Origin of the sequence: uncultured Amaricoccus sp., assembly GCF_937891315.1 — a bacterium.
Taxonomy (GTDB): Bacteria; Pseudomonadota; Alphaproteobacteria; order Rhodobacterales; family Rhodobacteraceae; genus Amaricoccus.
In genome coordinates this window covers 1-16266 of sequence record NZ_CALAGI010000031.1, presented here as the reverse complement: position 1 = coordinate 16266, position 16266 = coordinate 1, and the positions used below count along the sequence as shown (strand labels likewise).

The window sequence follows — 16266 nt, the reverse complement described above, 5'->3', positions numbered from 1 at the left end:
CCCTCCGCAAGCTTGCTCCGGGCGCGCGGACCGCGGGCGCGCCACTGGCGCCCCCAAAGGGCGGTCCGCGAAGACATCTCGATCCGAACCAATCAGGAAAACCGTAACGGTCAATCCTGGCTGTGGACGAGGCGGATGACGTCCTTGGCGCCGGCGCGGCCGCGGCCCGAGAGGGACGGGTTCTCCATGAAGAACCGGTGACAGCTGAACAGCGGCGCGCCGGGTTCGGCACCGTGCCGGCGATAGGAGCCGTCGGGCTGGGCCACCCAGCTCTGCGCCTGGTCGGCGAGGTTCGCCGCCATCACCTGGTCGATGATCTGCGCGTGCACGGTGGGGTTGGTGATCTCGACCAGCGCTTCGATGCGGCGGTTGAGATTGCGCTCCATCCAGTCGGCGGAGCTGATATAGACCCGCGCCTTCTTCGAGGGCAGGCCGTGGCCGTTGCCGAAGCAGACGATGCGGCTGTGTTCGAGAAAGCGGCCGATGATCGACTTCACCCGGATGTTCTCGCTCAACCCCGCGACGCCCGCGCGCAGGCCGCAGATGCCGCGCACCACCATGTCGATCCGCACCCCGGCCTGGCTCGCGGCGTAGAGCGCGTCGATCACATCGGGCTCGGTGATCGCGTTCACCTTGATCCAGACCTGGGCCGGGCGTCCGGCCCGCGCATGTTCGATCTCGCCGGCGAGGCCTTCGAGGATGCGCGGCTTGATCATGTGCGGGCTGATCGCGAGATTTTCGAGCGTCTCGGGCTTCACGTAGCCGGTGACGTAGTTGAAGACCTTGGTCGCGTCCCGCCCCAGCGGCTTGTCGCAGGTGAAGAGGCTGAGGTCGGTATAGATGTTCGCGGTGCCGGGGTGATAGTTGCCGGTGCCGAAATGGGTGTAGGTGACAAGCTCGCCCGCCTCGCGCCGGACCACGGTCGAGATCTTGGCGTGGGTCTTCCAGTCGATGAAGCCATAGACGACCTGGGCGCCGGCGCGTTCCAGCCGGCGGCTCTGGCGGATGTTCGCGGCCTCGTCGAACCGGGCCTTGAGCTCGATGAGGGCGGTGACGGACTTGCCGTCCTCGGCCGCTTCGCAGAGCGCCGCGACGATCGGGCTGTCGCGGCTGGTGCGGTAGAGCGTCTGCTTGATGGCCAGCACGTCGGGATCGCGCGCCGCCTGCTGCAGGAAGCCGACGACGATGCCGAAGGACTCGTAGGGGTGATGGAGCAGCATGTCCTTCTGGCGGATCGCGGCGAAGATGTCGCCCTCGAAATCCTGCACCCGTTCCGGCACCCGGGGCGTGAAGGGCGGCCAGAGCAGGTCGGGCCGCGGCAGGCGGCAGAGCTCGGCGAGATCGGAGACGCCGATCAGGCCCGGCACCTCGATCACCTCGTCCTCGACGACGCCGAGCGCGCCGATGATGAGCTTGCGCAGATCCTTCGGCGCGTCGGCGGTCATGGTCAGCCGGATCACCTCGCCCCGGCGCCGGCGCTTCAGGGCCGTCTCGAATTCGCGCACCAGATCCTCGGCCTCTTCCTCGACCTCCAGATCACTGTCGCGCAGCACCCGGAAGGCGCAGTGCCCGAGCATCGAATAGCCGGGGAAGAGCCGGTTGAGGAACACTTCCAGCAGCGCCTCGAGCGGCAGCAGCCGCGCCTGGCCCTCGGCGCCGTCGGGCAGGCGGACGAAGCGCGGCACCTGGGCCGGCACGGGCAGCAGCGCCTCGAGCCCGGTCTCGTCGGCGTTGCGGCGCAGCTTCAGCGCCATGGCAAAGCCGCCGTTGGCGATGAAAGGGAAGGGATGCGCCGGGTCGATGGCGAGCGGCGACAGGATCGGGAACACCTGTTCGAAGAAATGCTTCTCCATGACCTTGAGGTCGGGGCCCTTGAGCTGACGCGGGCCGAGGATCTCGATCCCTTCCGCCCTCATGAGCCCGTCGAGTACCTCGAGGCATTCCTGCTGGCGCAGCATCAGGGCGCGGGCGTCGACATTGATCAGGCGCAGTTGCTCGCCCGGGCTGAGGCCGTCGGCGCTCGACGAGCCGACGCCCTCGCGTACCATGCCGCGCAGGCCCGCGACGCGGACGGAATAGAATTCGTCGAGATTGGAGCCCGAGATGGACAGGAACCGCACCCGCTCGAGCAGCGGAACGCTCGGGTTCTCGGCCTCCGACATCACCCGCCAGTTGAAGGCGAGCCAGCTGAGCTCGCGGTTGATGAAGCGCTCCGGCCCGCTCGCATGGCCCTCCGGCAGCGGCTGGCCGGCGGGAGGGTTCGATTTCAGGAAATCGGCGTCGACGATGGTCCGATCGTCTTCGGTCGCAAGGGGTTCGAGCATGGCTGACAGTCTCCGGGTCGCCCCGACTATCGCAGATTTCGGGCTGGTGGCAATTCGCTCCGTCGCCGCGGCGTCGCGCCGCAAGTTATTCCGCGCCGCGCAGAATCTCCGCCGCGAGCACGCGCGTCACCGGGCGTCGCCGGGCGAGCGCCGCGCGATCGAGTTCGGCCACCAGCGCCTCGGCCGCCTCGAAGGACCGGTCCATGCGCGTCAGCAGATACTGGACAAGATCGACCTCGACCACGATCTGCCGATCGCCGAAGAGTTTGAGCAGAACGGCGGCGAGCAGGGCGTCGTCCGGCGCCTCGAGCCGCGCCACCGGCGATGCGCGCAGCCGGCTCGCGAGGTCCGGCAGGCGGATCGCCCAGCGCGCGGGCGGCTCGCGCCCGCTGACCATCAGCGCGCCGGCGGCGGCGAGGCGGTTCGCGACGTGAAAGAGCGCCTCCTCCGCCGCGCCCGCCTGCGCCGCGGGCAGTTCGGGCAGCCGGTCCACATCCTCGACAACGAGCGCCGCGCCCTCGGGGAGCGCGCCGATATCGAGCGCCGCGAGCGCGGCGGCCGGCAGGAGGCGCGCGCCCGATCGCGCCGCCCAGACATGCGCGAGATGGGTCTTGCCGGCGCCGGCCGGTCCGGCGATGGCGAGCCGCCCGCCGGGCCATGCCGGCCAGGTATCGACCTGTGCCAGCGCCAGTCGGTTGGCGGGCGATACGAAGAAATCCGCGCGCCCCAGCGCCGGCCGGGTCGCGAGGTCGAAGACGAGTTGCCGCGGCCCGGCCAAGCTCACGGATCCGCCGGTGGCAGCTTGCCGCTGTAGAGCGGGCTGGCGAGATACTGATCGAAGGCGTAGCGGCTGAGGACGCCGAGCGCCGCGGCCACGGGGACCGCGATCAGCAGCCCGGCGAAGCCGAACATCGCCCCGAAGACCGAGAGCGCGAGGATGAGCAGCACCGGATGCAGCCCCACCGACTTGCCGACCAGATGCGGCGACAGGATGTTGCCCTCGACGAACTGACCGAAGCCGAAGATGCCCGCCGTCACGAAGATCCAGATCGGCTGCTCCCAGAAGGTGAAGAGTGCGATGCCGACCGAGAGCAGCAGCCCGACCGTCGAGCCGACGAACGGGATGAAGGAGATGAGCCCCGCCACCATCCCGACCAGAAAGCCGTAGGGCAATCCGATCACCATCAGCGCCACCGCGTAGAAGGTGCCGAGGATGACGCAGACCGACAGCTGGCCGCGAACGAACCCCGCCATCACCGCGTCGATCTCGCGCATCAGGCGGCGGATGGTCGGCGCGTGCTGGCGCGGCAAGGCGCCGTTGACCTTGGCCACGATCTTGTCCCAGTCGAGCAGGAGGTAGAAGGCGACCACCGGCGTCACCAAGAGCACGACAAGGAAATTGATGACCTGCAGGCCGGAGGCGAGCACCTGGTTCACCATGGCCATGCCGCCCTCGCGCAGCATGGCCTCGGCCGAGGCGAGGCCGCGCCGGGTGATCGAATTCTCGTCGAAGAGTCCGGGAAAGCGCGCCGAGAGCACCGCCGTCAGCCGGGCGAGATAGTCCGGCATCGCCACCGCCAGCGCCTGGGCCTGCGCGACCAGCGCCGGCACGGCGAAGAGCACGATCAGCGCGAAGGCGAGGATCACGGCGATCGCGATCACGGCCGTCGCCGCGGCGCGCGCCATGCCGATCCGCTCCAGCCGGTCGGCCAGCGGATCGAGGACATAGGCGAGTGCCGCCCCGGCGATGAAGGGCAGGAGCGCGCCGCCGAGCAGCCACATGATGAGCAGCACCAGCGCCAGGCCGATGCCCCAGAAACCCCATTGCCGCCGCGCGCTCAGCGCCATACGTCCGATCCTTCCGTGACTTCGGCCTAGGTGCCCCGCGACCGCGCGCGCCGCAAGGGATCAGGCGAATTGCTCGCGGATCAGCCGCTCCTCGAGCCCGTGGCCGGGGTCGAAGAGGATGCGATGGGTGATGTCGGAGGCGCATTCGATCTCGATCAGCACCGCGTCGCGCACCTCGAACGAATCGGCGACCGCCGAGACCGGCCGCTTCTCCGCCTCGCGCACCTCGAAGGTGATGCGCGCGCGCCTGGGCAGCAGGGCGCCGCGCCAGCGCCGCGGCCGGAAGGCCGACATCGGCGTCAGCGCGAGGATGTCGGCGCCGATCGGCAGGATCGGGCCATGCGCCGAATAGTTGTAGGCGGTCGAGCCCGCCGGCGTCGCGACGAGCGCGCCGTCGCAGACGAGTTCCGCCATCCGCTCGCGGCCGTCGATGACGATGCGGAGCTTCGCCGCCTGCGGCCCGGCGCGCAGGATCGACACCTCGTTGATCGCCAGCGCCTCGATCACCTGTCCGTCGGACGTCGTCGCCCGCATGCGCAGCGGATTGGTCGCCGCCGCCTCCGCCGCCGCCAGACGCGCGGCGAGATTGTGCTCGGAATAGCTGTTCATCAGGAAGCCGACGGTTCCGCGGTTCATGCCATAGACCGGCAGCCGGGTGGGATTGGTGTGCAGCGTGGTGAGCATGAGCCCGTCGCCGCCGAGTGCGACGATCACATCGGCGGTCTCGATCGGCGCCTGCCCATGCCTGGCGATCAGCCGTTCCCGCGAGTTTCGCGCCAGATCCACCGAACTGGCGCAGAAGTGAATGCGCTCGAATACCAAGGGGATGCTTCCTGCGCGACCACCGGCGGCCGGCGGCCGGAGTCCGCACTCTCGCGCGGGGAGGGCGATGTGACAAGGTTCTTGCCGGCGGTGCGAGGCAGGCGGGTCGCCGGGAAAGCGGGTCGCCGGGAAAACGGTGGCGGTTCGGCGAAAATCAGGGAGTGTGACAGAGTTGCGCGACGTTTTGCCGGTTTCGCGTCCGCGACAATCGCGCTATCAGGGCGACATCCCGTACCCCGCCCGAAAAAGGAGGGCCGACCGTGAAAGACATTGTTCCCGAGACCGGATTTTTCGTCGAGTCCCTGTCGGATCGCGATCCCGAGATCTTCGGCGCCATCGGCGACGAACTGACCCGCCAGCGCGACGAGATCGAGCTCATCGCCTCCGAGAACATCGTCAGCCGCGCCGTGCTGCAGGCGCAGGGCTCGGTGATGACCAACAAGTACGCGGAAGGCTATCCCGGCCGGCGCTACTATGGCGGCTGCCAGTTCGTCGACGTGGCTGAGACGCTGGCGATCGAGCGGGTGAAGAAACTGTTCGGCGCGGGCTTCGCCAATGTGCAGGCCAATTCCGGCAGCCAGGCGAACCAGTCGGTGTTTCTCGCGCTGCTGAAGCCGGGCGAGACCTTCCTCGCCATGGATCTCGCCTCGGGCGGGCATCTGACCCATGGCGCCAAGCCCAACATGTCGGGCAAGTGGTTCAACGCCGTGCATTACGGCGTGCGCCGGCAGGACAGCCGGCTCGACTATGACGAGATGGCGGCGCTCGCCAGGGAGCACAAGCCGAAGCTGATCATCGCCGGCGGCTCGGCGATCCCGCGCCAGATCGATTTCGCGAAGTTCCGCGCGGTGGCCGACGAGATCGGCGCCTATCTGATGGTCGACATGGCGCATTTCGCCGGCCTCGTCGCCGGTGGCCAGCATCCGAGCCCGATCGGCCACGCGCATGTCGTCACCTCGACCACGCACAAGACGCTGCGCGGCCCGCGCGGCGGTCTCGTGCTGACCAATGACGAGGCGATTGCGAAGAAGATCAATTCGGCGATCTTCCCCGGCCTGCAGGGTGGGCCGCTGATGCATGTGATCGCCGGCAAGGCGGTGGCCTTCGGCGAGGCGCTGCGGCCGGAGTTCGCCGGCTACGCGGCGGCGGTGGTGGCCAATGCCAGGACGCTGGCCGAAACGCTGATGAAGGGCGGGATCGACATCGTCACCGGCGGCACCGACACGCATCTGATGCTGGTCGATCTGCGGCCGAAGGGCGTCACCGGCGCCGAGACCGAGAAGGCGCTCGGCCGCGCGCATATCACCTGCAACAAGAACGGCATTCCGTTCGATCCGCAGCCGCCGACCGTGACTTCCGGCGTGCGCCTCGGCACCCCGGCGGGGACGACGCGCGGCTTTGGCGAGGCGGAGTTCCGCGAGATCGGCGAATTGATCGTCGCGGTGGTGGACGGGCTCGCGGCGAACGGGTCCGATGGCAATGCCGAGGTCGAGACCGGCGTGAAGGCCCGCGTCCAGGCGCTCTGCGACCGGTTCCCGATCTATCCGGGGCTCTGACGCCAGATCGTTGGATCGAGATGTCCTCGCGGACCGATCTCAGGGGGCGCCAGTGGCGCGCCCGCGGTCCGCGCGCCCGGAGCAAGCCTGCGGAGGGCGCGAGGGGTGGGGATTTCTCCGGGAGGGTTGAATCGGGGCGGGTGTGCCCGGCTTGACCGTCGCAGACGGTCATGCCCCCGCGGGGCACGCCCGTCACGATTTCGCGTAACCTCGAAATCGCGAAGTGGAGGCCCGGCAGGCGCGCATCGCCCCGGCGTTGCTGGCCAGCGGCGGGGACATCGACAGGGGCGCCGCCTTGGGCGGCTACGCTAGGTCCGGGCAGGTAAGGGCAGCAATCAAACGGATTTGGTATCAGTCGGCGCGGCGGAGGCGGATGACCACGTCGACGCGGGCGAGCGTCGCGCCTTCGGGAACGACCGGCGCGCCGATGAGGCACACGGCGTCCATGGGAGCGTCGGTCAGCCGGCCGTCCTCCTCCCAGTAATAATGCGGATGCTCATCGACCCGGGTGTCGAAATAGGAGCGCGTGCCGTCCACCGTGACTTCGTTCAGCAGGCCGGCCGCGCAGAACGCCTTCAGCGTATTGTAGACCGTGGCGAGCGAGACGGGCGCGTCGATGTCCATCGCCGCCTCGAACAGGCTCTCGGCGGTGACATGGCGGTCGCGACCGTCGCCGACCAGGAGTTCGGCCAGCGCCAGACGCTGGCGGGTGGGCCGCAGGCCGGCGCCGGTCAGCCATTCCGACGCGCGCACACGCCGACGTCGCCGGTCGGTATCGGGCGCCAAGAGTGATTTCTGGTCGATGCGCAGAGTCATGAAACAAGCCATAACCAAATATGTCAGGATTTTCCAGCCTCATTTCCGTTACCATCGCGTCGTCTTTCGCCGCCCCGGCCGGTCTCGCACGCGCCCTTGCACGCGGCGCGGCGCGGGTGATAGAGGTCGCGCGGCCAAAACAACGAAATTCCGGGCGGGAGCCGCGAAGCGATCATGGGCGACAGGCCGACGAGCATCGACTACGAGGGGCTGTTGTCTTGCGGGCGCGGCGAGATGTTCGGCGCGGGAAATCCGCAATTGCCGGCGCCGCCGATGCTGATGTTCGACCGGATCACCGAGATTTCGGACGATGGCGGCCCGGACGGCAAGGGGCACGTGGTCGCGGAATTCGACATTCGCGCCGATCTCTGGTTCTTCGCCTGCCATTTCATCGGCGATCCGGTGATGCCGGGCTGCCTCGGGCTCGACGCGCTGTGGCAGCTGACGGGTTTCAACCTCGGCTGGCGCGGCATGGAGGGCCGGGGTCGCGCGCTGGGCGTGGGCGAGGTGAAGTTCACCGGCATGGTGACGCCCGCGGTCAAGCTCGTGGAGTATACGGTGAACTTCACCCGGGTACTCGACCGCAAGCTGAAGCTCGGCATCGCCAATGGCGTGATGAAGGCCGACGGCGAGACGATCTACACCACGACCGACATGAAGGTCGGGCTGTTTCGGGATTGACGCCGAAAGGCGATAGACAGGGAGGTCGGCCATGCGCCGCGTCGTCGTCACCGGGCTCGGCATCGTGTCCTCGATCGGCAACAACGCCGAGGAGGTCGCCGCGTCGCTGAAAGCCGGGCGCTCCGGGATCGTCTTCGCTCCGGATTATGCCGAGCACGGGTTTCGCTGCCAGGTGCATGGCAAGCCCGAGATCGACATCGCCGCCCATGTCGACAAGCGCCAGCTGCGCTTCATGGGCGACGGCGCGGCCTGGAACTACATCGCCATGCAGCAGGCGATCGAGGACGCGGGGCTCGAGGAAAGCGACGTCTCGAACGAACGCACCGGGCTGATCATGGGCTCGGGCGGCCCCTCGACCAAGAATCTCTTCGAGGCGCATCGCATCGTGATCGAGAAGGGCAGCCCGAAGCGGATGGGTCCGTTCATGGTGACCCGCGGCATGAGCTCGACCAACTCGGCCTGTCTCGCCACGCCGTTCAGGATCAAGGGCGTGAACTATTCCATCACCTCGGCCTGCTCGACCTCGGCCCATTGCGTCGGCAACGGCGTCGAGATGATTCAGTGGGGCAAGCAGGACATCATCTTCGCCGGCGGCGGCGAGGAACTCGACTGGACCCTTTCGTGTTTGTTCGACGCCATGGGCGCGATGAGCTCGAAATACAACGACACCCCCACCACCGCGAGCCGGGCCTTCGACGCGACCCGCGACGGCTTTGTCATCGGTGGCGGCGGCGGCGTCGTCGTGCTCGAGGAACTGAACCACGCGCTCGCGCGCGGCGCGAAGATCTACGCCGAAGTGACGGGCTATGGTGCGACCTCCGACGGCTACGACATGGTGGCGCCGTCGGGGGAGGGGGCGGAGCGCTGCATGAAGCTGGCGCTCTCGACGATCGGCAATCGCGCGGTGCAATATATCAACGCGCATGGCACCTCGACCCCGGCGGGCGACGTGACCGAAGTGATGGCCGCGCGACGCGTCTTCGGCGAAGGCAATGTGCCGAAGATCTCCTCGACCAAGTCGCTGACCGGGCATTCGCTGGGCGCGACCGGTGTGCAGGAGGCGATCTATTGCCTGCTGATGCTGCGCGACGATTTCATCACGGCCTCGGCCAATATCACCGAGCTTGATCCGGCGCTGAGCCCGGACGAGATCGCCATGACGCGGATCGACGCGGCGGGGCTCGACACGGTGCTGTCGAACAGCTTCGGCTTCGGCGGCACCAACGCCACCCTCGCCATGAGCCGGTACCATGGCTGAGGCGGGTTTGCTCTCGGGCAAGCGCGCATTGATCCTCGGGGTCGCGAACGACCATTCCATCGCCTGGGGCATCGCGCAGGCGATGGCGGCGCATGGCGCGGAGCTGGCCTTCACCTATCAGGGCGAGGGGTTCGGGCGGCGGGTCGCGCCGCTGGCGGAATCGCTAGGCGCGCGGATCATCGAGCCGGCCGACGTGCAGGACGCCGCCTCGCTCGACGCGCTCTTCGCGCGGCTGGAGGCGAGCTGGGGCCGGCTCGACATCCTGGTGCATGCGATCGCCTATTCCGACAAGGCCGAGCTCGGCGGGCGGTTCGTCGAGACCAGCCGCGAGAATTTTCTGAATTCGCTCGATATCTCCTGCTACAGCCTCGTGGATCTGTCGCGGCGGGCGATGCCCCTGATGACGGCGGGTGGCACGATCCTCACCCTCACCTATCTCGGGGCGCAGCGGGTAACGCCGCATTACAACGTGATGGGCGTGGCCAAGGCGGCGCTGGAGAGCGCGGTGCGCTATCTCGCCAACGATCTGGGGCCACAGGGCATCCGGGTCAATGCGATCAGCCCGGGGCCGATGCGGACGCTGGCGGGCGCGGCGATCGCCGGGGCGCGCAAGCTCTATGCGACGACCGAGCGGAACGCGCCGCTGCGCGCCAACGCGACGCTGGAGGCGGTGGGCGGCACGGCGGTCTATCTCGCCTCCGACCTCGGCGCCTGCACGACGGGCGAGGTGATCTTCGTCGATGGCGGGTTCCATGTAACGGGGACGGCGCAGCCGGAGAATCTCTAAGCTCCGGCCCACCGCGCCCATCGCCGCCGCGCGGAAGGGGAGAGAGCGGATGATCAAGGTCGTGGTATTCGACGCCTATGACACCTTGTTCGACGTGACGGCGGCCGCGCGGCGGGTGGCCGGTGAGCCGGGCCGGGCCGCGCTGGTCGGGATCTGGCCACGCGTCGCGCAGGACTGGCGGCGCAAGCAGCTGGAATATGCCTGGCTGCGCACCGTGATGGGCGCGAAAGCGGATTTCCTGACGGTGACCGAGGCCGGGCTCGACTGGGCGCTGGACGCCGCGGGCCTCGCCGACGCGGGTTTGCGCGCCCGGCTCCTCGCGCTCTACCGCGAGCTTGACGCCTTTCCCGAGGCGCGGAGCGCCCTGGAGCGGGTCCGCGCGTCCGGGGTTGCGACGGCGATGCTTTCGAACGGCTCGGCCGAGATGCTCGACGCCGCCGTGAGGAGCGCGGGTCTGACGGGGCTTTTCGACGCCGTGCTGTCGGTCGAGTCCGTGGGCGCCTTCAAGCCGGCGACGGCGGCCTATGACCTCGTCGGCGAACATTTCGCGGTGGCGGCGACCGAGGTCCGATATGTGACGTCGAACGGCTGGGACGCGGCGGGGGCGAGCCGCTATGGTTTCGACACCGTCTGGGTGAATCGCGCGGCCGAGCCGATGGACCGGGTTCCCTGGCGGCCGGCGCGGGTATTGCATGACCTGTCCGGCGTGCCGGATCTCGAGGAGAACCCATGAAGTATTTCAAGACCTCCGATGGACTGAACCTCGCCTATACCGACGAGGGCGAGAGCGCGGGGCCGCCGCTGCTCTGCCTGCCCGGCCTGACCCGCAACGGATCGGATTTCGAGGACCTTGCGTCGGCGCTCGGCGGACGGCGCCGGCTGATCGCGCTGACCCTGCGCGGGCGGGGCGCGTCGGATCGCGATCCGGAATTCCTGAACTACAATGTCGGGATCGAGGGGCGGGACGTGCTCGAACTCCTCGACCATCTCGGGCTCGGCAAGGTGGTGATCGTCGGCACCTCGCGCGGCGGGCTGATCGCCATGCTGCTGGCGGCGGTGGCGAAGGACCGGCTGGCGGGCGTGTTGCTGAACGACATCGGGCCGGAGATCGCCGGCGACGGTCTGTCGCGGATCATGGTCTATCTCGGCGTCGCGCCCAATGCGCGGGACTTCGAGGCGGCGGCGGGCGCGCTCAAGGCGACCTTGAGCGCGCAATTCCCCGATGTGACGGACGCGCGCTGGCTCGCCTCGGCGCGGCGCTGGTTCGAGATGGGGCCGGAGGGCTTGCGGCTGAACTACGACCCGAAGCTGCGTGACGCGGTCGTGGCGGTCTCGGCCCAGCCGGCGCCCGACATGTGGCCGCTGTTCGATGCGCTGGAGGGCTTGCCGGTCGCCGTGCTGCGCGGGGTGAATTCCGATCTCCTCAGCGCCGCGACCGTGGCGGCGATGCTGGCGCGGCGGCCGGACCTGATCGTCGCCGAGGTGCCGAACCGCGGCCATGTGCCGTTCCTCGACGAGCCGGAATCGCTGGCCGCGCTCGACGCGCTGCTGGTCCGGGTCGATTCGGCGGCATCAACGTGATCGGCGGCTCCGAGGTGCGGGGCGCGGCGGGCGCGGTGTGACGGGGATTGGCGAGATTCGCGCGGCGGCGGCGCGCGCGCGCGGCCGGATCCGCCGCACGCCGCTGCTGCGGGCCGAGGCGCTCGACCGGATCGCCGGGCGGCGGGTCTGGGTCAAGGCCGAATGCCTGCAGATGACCGGCTCCTTCAAGGCGCGGGGCGGCTGGTCGGCGATCTCGGCGCTGGAGGCGGAGGCGCGGGCGCGGGGCGTGATCGCCTTTTCCTCGGGCAACCACGCGCAGGGCATCGCCTGGGCGGCGGCGGCGCATGGCGTGCCGGCGGTGGTGCTGATGCCGTCCGACGCGGCGCCGGTGAAGATCGGCAATACGAAGGACTACGGCGCGGAGGTGGTGCTCTACGACCGCGCGACGCGCGATCGCGAGGCACTGGGCGCGGAGATCGCCAGCGCGCGCGGCCTGACGCTGATCCCGCCCTACGACCACGCGGATGTGATCGCCGGGCAGGGTACCGTCGGGATCGAGATCGCCGAGCAGCTGGCGGATTCCGGGGTCGAGCGCGCGGACGTTCTCGCCTGCTGCGGTGGGGGTGGGCTCGCCGCCGGGGTCGCGCTGGCACTGGAGGGCGTGGCGCCGGGCCTGCGCGCGCGCACGGCGGAGCCGGAGCGATTCGACGACATGGCGCGGTCGCTGGCCGCGGGCGAGCGGCTGGACAATCCCGCCGCCACGGGTTCGGTCTGCGACGCGATCCTGACGCCGCGGCCCGGGGCGATGACCTTTCCGATCCTGCGCCGGCTGGCGGGGCCGGGGCTCGTCGTCACCGACGAGGAGGCGCTCCGCGCCGTGGCGCTCGCCTTCGCGCATCTGCGTATCGTGCTCGAGCCGGGCGGCGCGGTCTCGCTGGCGGCGGCGCTGTTTCGCCGCGACGAGATCGAGGGCGCCGACGTCGCGGTCATCGGCTCGGGCGGCAATGTGGCACCGGAGCTCTTCGCCGCGACGATCACCCGGTTGGCGTGACATGATTGGTTCGGATCGGGATGTTACCCGCGGACCGATCTGAGGAGGCGCCAGTGGCGCGCCCGCGGCGCGAGGGGTTCAGATTTCTCCGGACGGCCGGGCAGGGCGCGCCCGTCACGATTTCGCGTAACCTCGAAATCGCGCAGTGGAGGCCCGGCAGGCGCGCATCGCCCCGGCGTTGTTGACCGGCGGCGGGGATATCGACCGGGGCACCGCCTTGGGCGGCTACGCGATGTCCGGGCGGTGAAAGGCGAAGGCGGGGCGATCAAACGGTCTCCGAGGGCCCTCAGCCGCTGAACAGGAAATGCAGGACATCGCCGTCGGCGACGCCATAGGCCTTGCCCTCGGAGCGCATCTTGCCGGCTTCCTTCGCGCCCTGCTCGCCGCCGAAGGCGACATAGTCGGCATAGGCGATGGTCTCGGCGCGAATGAAGCCCTTCTCGAAATCGCCGTGGATCACGCCGGCGGCGCGCGGGGCGGTGGTGCCCGCCGGGATCGTCCAGGCCCGCGCCTCCTTCGGCCCGACCGTGAAATAGGTGGAGAGGCCGAGCAGCGCGTAGCCCGCCTGGATCAGCCGGTCGAGCCCCGCCTCGTGGAGGCCGAGCGATTCGAGGAACTCCGTCCGCTCGGCGTCTTCAAGCTGGGCGATCTCCTCCTCGATCGCGGCGGAGATGACGACGCTGGCCGCGCCCTCGGCCTCGGCCATCCTCGCCACGGCCTCGGACCGGGCGTTGCCGGTGGCGGCGGCCGCTTCCTCGACATTGCAGACATAGAGCACGGGCTTGGCCGTCAGGAGCTGCAGCAGGCGCCAGGCGCGCTGATCCTCGTCGGCGACCGCGACCGACCGCGCCGGGCGACCCGCCTCCAGCGCCTCGCGGGCGGCCTTCAGCAGCCGTTCCTGGTCGGCGGCGTCCTTGTCGCCCGACTTCAGCTTGCGGGCGAGGCCGGCGAGCCGCTTCTCGACGCTTTCGAGGTCGGAGAGCATCAACTCGGTCTCCACCGTCTCGGCGTCGGCCACCGGATCGACCCTGCCTTCGACATGGGTGACGTCGCCATCCTCGAAGCAGCGCAGCACATGGGCGATGGCGTCGCATTCGCGGATATTGGCGAGGAACTGGTTGCCGAGCCCCTCGCCCTTGCTGGCGCCGCGCACCAGCCCGGCGATATCGACGAAGGTCATCCGGGTCGGGATGATCTGCTTCGATCCGGCGATGCCGGCGAGCTTCTCGAGGCGCGCGTCCGGCACGCTGACCTCGCCGACATTGGGATCGATGGTGCAGAAGGGGAAATTCGCCGCCTGGGCGGCGGCGGTGCGGGTCAGCGCGTTGAACAGCGTCGATTTGCCGACGTTCGGCAGCCCGACGATCCCGGTCTTGAAGCCCATTTGCGCGGTCCCTGGCAGTTTCGGCGCATCTATGGCGGCGGGACGGCGATGGTCAAGGTCACCGGGTCACGGCCGCGGGGGAGCTTCGAGGACTTGGGGGCATTGATTTCCCGGGACGGCTGCCGCAATAGGGGACGCCGGACGGGGGAGGGGACGTGACACGCATCGAGAGACGCTTCGCGGCGCTGCGACGGGACGGCCGCAAGGCTTTCGTCGCCTTTGTCATGGCCGGCGATCCCGACTTCGACACGTCGCTCGCGATCATCAGGGGCCTGCCGGCGGCGGGCGTCGATGTGATCGAGATGGGCATGCCCTTCACCGACCCGATGGCCGACGGTCCGGCGATCCAGCTCGCCGGACAGCGGGCGCTGGCGAGCGGCCAGACCATGGACCGGACGCTCGCCATGGTGCGGGCGTTCCGCGAGGGCGACGCCGAGACGCCGATCGTGCTGATGGGCTACTACAACCCGATCTACTCCCGGGGCGTGGCGCGGTTCGTTGAGGAAGCGAAGGTCGCCGGGGTCGACGGGCTGATCGTCGTCGACCTGCCGCCGGAGGAGGATGACGAGCTCTGCCTGCCGGCGCAGGCGGCGGGACTGAACTTCATCCGGCTGGCGACGCCGACGACCGACGACCGCCGCCTGCCGACGGTGCTGACCAATACCTCGGGCTTTGTCTATTACGTCTCGATCACCGGCATCACCGGCTCGGCCACCGCCACGGCGGGACTGGTCGGGCCCGAGGTGGCGCGGATCAAGGCGGCGACCGACCTGCCGGTCTGCGTCGGCTTCGGCATCAGGACGCCGGCGGCGGCGGCGGAGATCGCGGCGGTGGCGGACGGCGCGGTGGTCGGCTCGGCGATCGTCGAGCGGATCGGCCGAGGCGATGATCCCGAGACGGTGCTGGCCTTCGTCGAGGCGCTCGCCGCCGGCGCGCACGGCTGACCGACGACTACTTTCTGGTGAAATAGTCGCGGAGGAGGCGCGTATAGATCGCCTTCAGCTGCTCGATATGCGCGACCTCGACCCGTTCGTTGACCTGGTGCATCGTCGCGCCGACGAGGCCGAACTCCACCACCGGGCAATGGTCCTTGACGAAACGCGCGTCCGAGGTGCCGCCGGAGGTGGAGAGGGTGGGCCGGACCCCGGTCTCGGCCTCGATCGCGCCGACCACGAGGTCGGTGAAAGGGCCGGGTTCGGTCACGAAGCTCTCGCCCGAGACGCTGATCCGGGTGGCGATGCCGACGCGGAACTCGGCCGCGGCGAGATCCGCCTCCTTCTCCAGCCATTCCGACAGGCTCGCGGGCGTATGCGCGTCGTTGAACCGGATATTGACCGTTGCCCGTGCCTCGGCGGGGATCACGTTGCTCGCCGGGTTGCCGGTATCGATCGTGGTCAGCGCCAGCGTCGAGGGATCGAAATGACCGGTACCCTTGTCGAGCCGCCGCGCCGCGAGCCGGTCAAGCAGGCGGACCAGCGCCGGCAGCGGGTTGCGCGCGCGCTCCGGATAGGCGGCGTGGCCCTGGGCCCCATAGGCGGTAAAATGCGCGGTGAGCGAGCCGCGGCGGCCGATCTTGACCATCTCGCCCATCACTGAGGGACAGGTCGGCTCGCCGACGAGGCAATGGTCCATGCGCTGTCCGGTCTCGGCCATCCAGTCGAGCAGCGCCAGCGTGCCATCGACGCCGTCGCCTTCCTCGTCGCCGGTTATGGTCAGGATCAGGCTTCCGTCGGGCGGCGACAGGGTCACGAAATCGATGGCCGCGGCGACGAAGGCGGCGACGCCGGATTTCATGTCGGCCGCGCCCCGGCCGTGGATCGCGCCGTTCTCGATCACGCCCTCGAATGGATCGTGCTTCCAAGCCTGGAGGTCGCCGGGTGGCACGACGTCGGTATGGCCGTTGAAGCCGAAGACCGGCGCCGCGTCCCCCCAGCGGGCGAAGAGATTGGCTATCCCGCCGCGATCGACGCGGTTGGTGACAAAGCCGGTGCCACCAAGCAGCGCTTCGAGCAGCGCGATGGCGCCGCCCTCGGCCGGGGTGACGGAGGGGCAGCGGATCAGCTCGGCGGTCAGGGCGACGGGGTCGGTCATGTCACGGGGCTCCCTCGCCGGCCGCTCTAGCGCGGAGTCCGATCCGGCAGAGCCGGCTCGTCCGCTCCAGAGTCTTGATTTAGCGCAATATCTTAGCCACCAGACG

The 16266-nt window shown here is 69.3% G+C and carries 15 protein-coding genes; 8 read left to right on the top strand and 7 right to left on the bottom strand.

Features of this window, described 5'->3' with window-relative positions:
* Window positions 1-110: 110 nt before the first annotated feature.
* The 4 genes from Q0480_RS02330 to Q0480_RS02315 all read right to left on the bottom strand — a co-directional run bounded on the left by Q0480_RS02330 (window position 111) and on the right by Q0480_RS02315 (window position 4994).
* On the bottom strand, window positions 111-2288 hold the full coding sequence (locus Q0480_RS02330) for an RNA degradosome polyphosphate kinase (RefSeq protein ID WP_299130222.1): 2178 nt from the start codon (window positions 2286-2288) through the stop codon (window positions 111-113).
* Window positions 2289-2409: 121 nt separating this feature from the next.
* On the bottom strand, window positions 2410-3102 hold the full coding sequence (locus Q0480_RS02325) for a chromosomal replication initiator DnaA (RefSeq protein WP_299130221.1): 693 nt from the start codon (window positions 3100-3102) through the stop codon (window positions 2410-2412).
* Between the two features lie 2 nt (window positions 3103-3104).
* Window positions 3105-4172 (bottom strand): AI-2E family transporter, encoded by a 1068-nt coding sequence (locus tag Q0480_RS02320; protein WP_299130220.1) that lies wholly within the window; start codon window positions 4170-4172, stop codon window positions 3105-3107.
* A 60-nt stretch (window positions 4173-4232) separates the two neighbouring features.
* Window positions 4233-4994: an NAD kinase gene (locus Q0480_RS02315; RefSeq protein ID WP_299130218.1), complete on the bottom strand. Its 762-nt coding sequence runs from the start codon at window positions 4992-4994 to the stop codon at window positions 4233-4235.
* A gap of 260 nt (window positions 4995-5254) precedes the next feature.
* Here Q0480_RS02315 and glyA point away from each other — a divergent pair, with 260 nt between their 5' ends.
* The gene (glyA, locus tag Q0480_RS02310) at window positions 5255-6550 is read left to right on the top strand and encodes a serine hydroxymethyltransferase (protein ID WP_299130217.1); all 1296 of its coding nucleotides are present in this window, start codon (window positions 5255-5257) and stop codon (window positions 6548-6550) included.
* Window positions 6551-6901: 351 nt separating this feature from the next.
* Here the strand turns inward: glyA and irrA are convergent, their stop codons facing one another.
* Window positions 6902-7366, bottom strand: a complete 465-nt coding sequence (irrA, locus tag Q0480_RS02305; protein ID WP_299130215.1) for an iron response transcriptional regulator IrrA — start codon at window positions 7364-7366, stop codon at window positions 6902-6904.
* Window positions 7367-7540: 174 nt separating this feature from the next.
* Here irrA and fabA point away from each other — a divergent pair, with 174 nt between their 5' ends.
* The 6 genes from fabA to Q0480_RS02275 are packed head-to-tail and all read left to right on the top strand — an operon-like array spanning window position 7541 to window position 12685.
* Window positions 7541-8047 (top strand): 3-hydroxyacyl-[acyl-carrier-protein] dehydratase FabA, encoded by a 507-nt coding sequence (gene fabA, locus Q0480_RS02300; RefSeq protein ID WP_299130213.1) that lies wholly within the window; start codon window positions 7541-7543, stop codon window positions 8045-8047.
* A gap of 31 nt (window positions 8048-8078) precedes the next feature.
* Window positions 8079-9305: a beta-ketoacyl-ACP synthase I gene (gene fabB / locus Q0480_RS02295; protein WP_299130211.1), complete on the top strand. Its 1227-nt coding sequence runs from the start codon at window positions 8079-8081 to the stop codon at window positions 9303-9305.
* A complete protein-coding gene (locus Q0480_RS02290; RefSeq protein ID WP_299130210.1) occupies window positions 9298-10092 on the top strand; it encodes an enoyl-ACP reductase in 795 nt (264 codons plus the stop codon). The genes fabB and Q0480_RS02290 overlap by 8 nt, the downstream gene beginning before the upstream one ends.
* Window positions 10093-10141: 49 nt before the next feature.
* A complete protein-coding gene (locus Q0480_RS02285; protein WP_299130208.1) occupies window positions 10142-10825 on the top strand; it encodes a haloacid dehalogenase type II in 684 nt (227 codons plus the stop codon).
* Window positions 10822-11673, top strand: a complete 852-nt coding sequence (locus Q0480_RS02280) for an alpha/beta hydrolase (RefSeq protein WP_299130206.1) — start codon at window positions 10822-10824, stop codon at window positions 11671-11673. Before Q0480_RS02285 ends, Q0480_RS02280 begins: the two co-directional genes overlap by 4 nt.
* A gap of 37 nt (window positions 11674-11710) precedes the next feature.
* Window positions 11711-12685, top strand: coding sequence for a threonine/serine dehydratase (locus Q0480_RS02275; protein WP_299130205.1), 975 nt, complete (start codon window positions 11711-11713; stop codon window positions 12683-12685).
* 286 nt (window positions 12686-12971) lie between these two features.
* Here the strand turns inward: Q0480_RS02275 and ychF are convergent, their stop codons facing one another.
* On the bottom strand, window positions 12972-14069 hold the full coding sequence (gene ychF / locus Q0480_RS02270) for a redox-regulated ATPase YchF (protein WP_299130203.1): 1098 nt from the start codon (window positions 14067-14069) through the stop codon (window positions 12972-12974).
* A gap of 155 nt (window positions 14070-14224) precedes the next feature.
* Between ychF and trpA the strand changes: the two genes are divergently transcribed.
* The gene (gene trpA, locus Q0480_RS02265) at window positions 14225-15013 is read left to right on the top strand and encodes a tryptophan synthase subunit alpha (RefSeq protein ID WP_299130201.1); all 789 of its coding nucleotides are present in this window, start codon (window positions 14225-14227) and stop codon (window positions 15011-15013) included.
* 7 nt (window positions 15014-15020) lie between these two features.
* Here the strand turns inward: trpA and dapE are convergent, their stop codons facing one another.
* Complete coding sequence (dapE, locus tag Q0480_RS02260; protein WP_299130199.1) at window positions 15021-16160, bottom strand: succinyl-diaminopimelate desuccinylase; 1140 nt, start codon at window positions 16158-16160, stop codon at window positions 15021-15023.
* Window positions 16161-16266 lie beyond the last annotated feature (106 nt).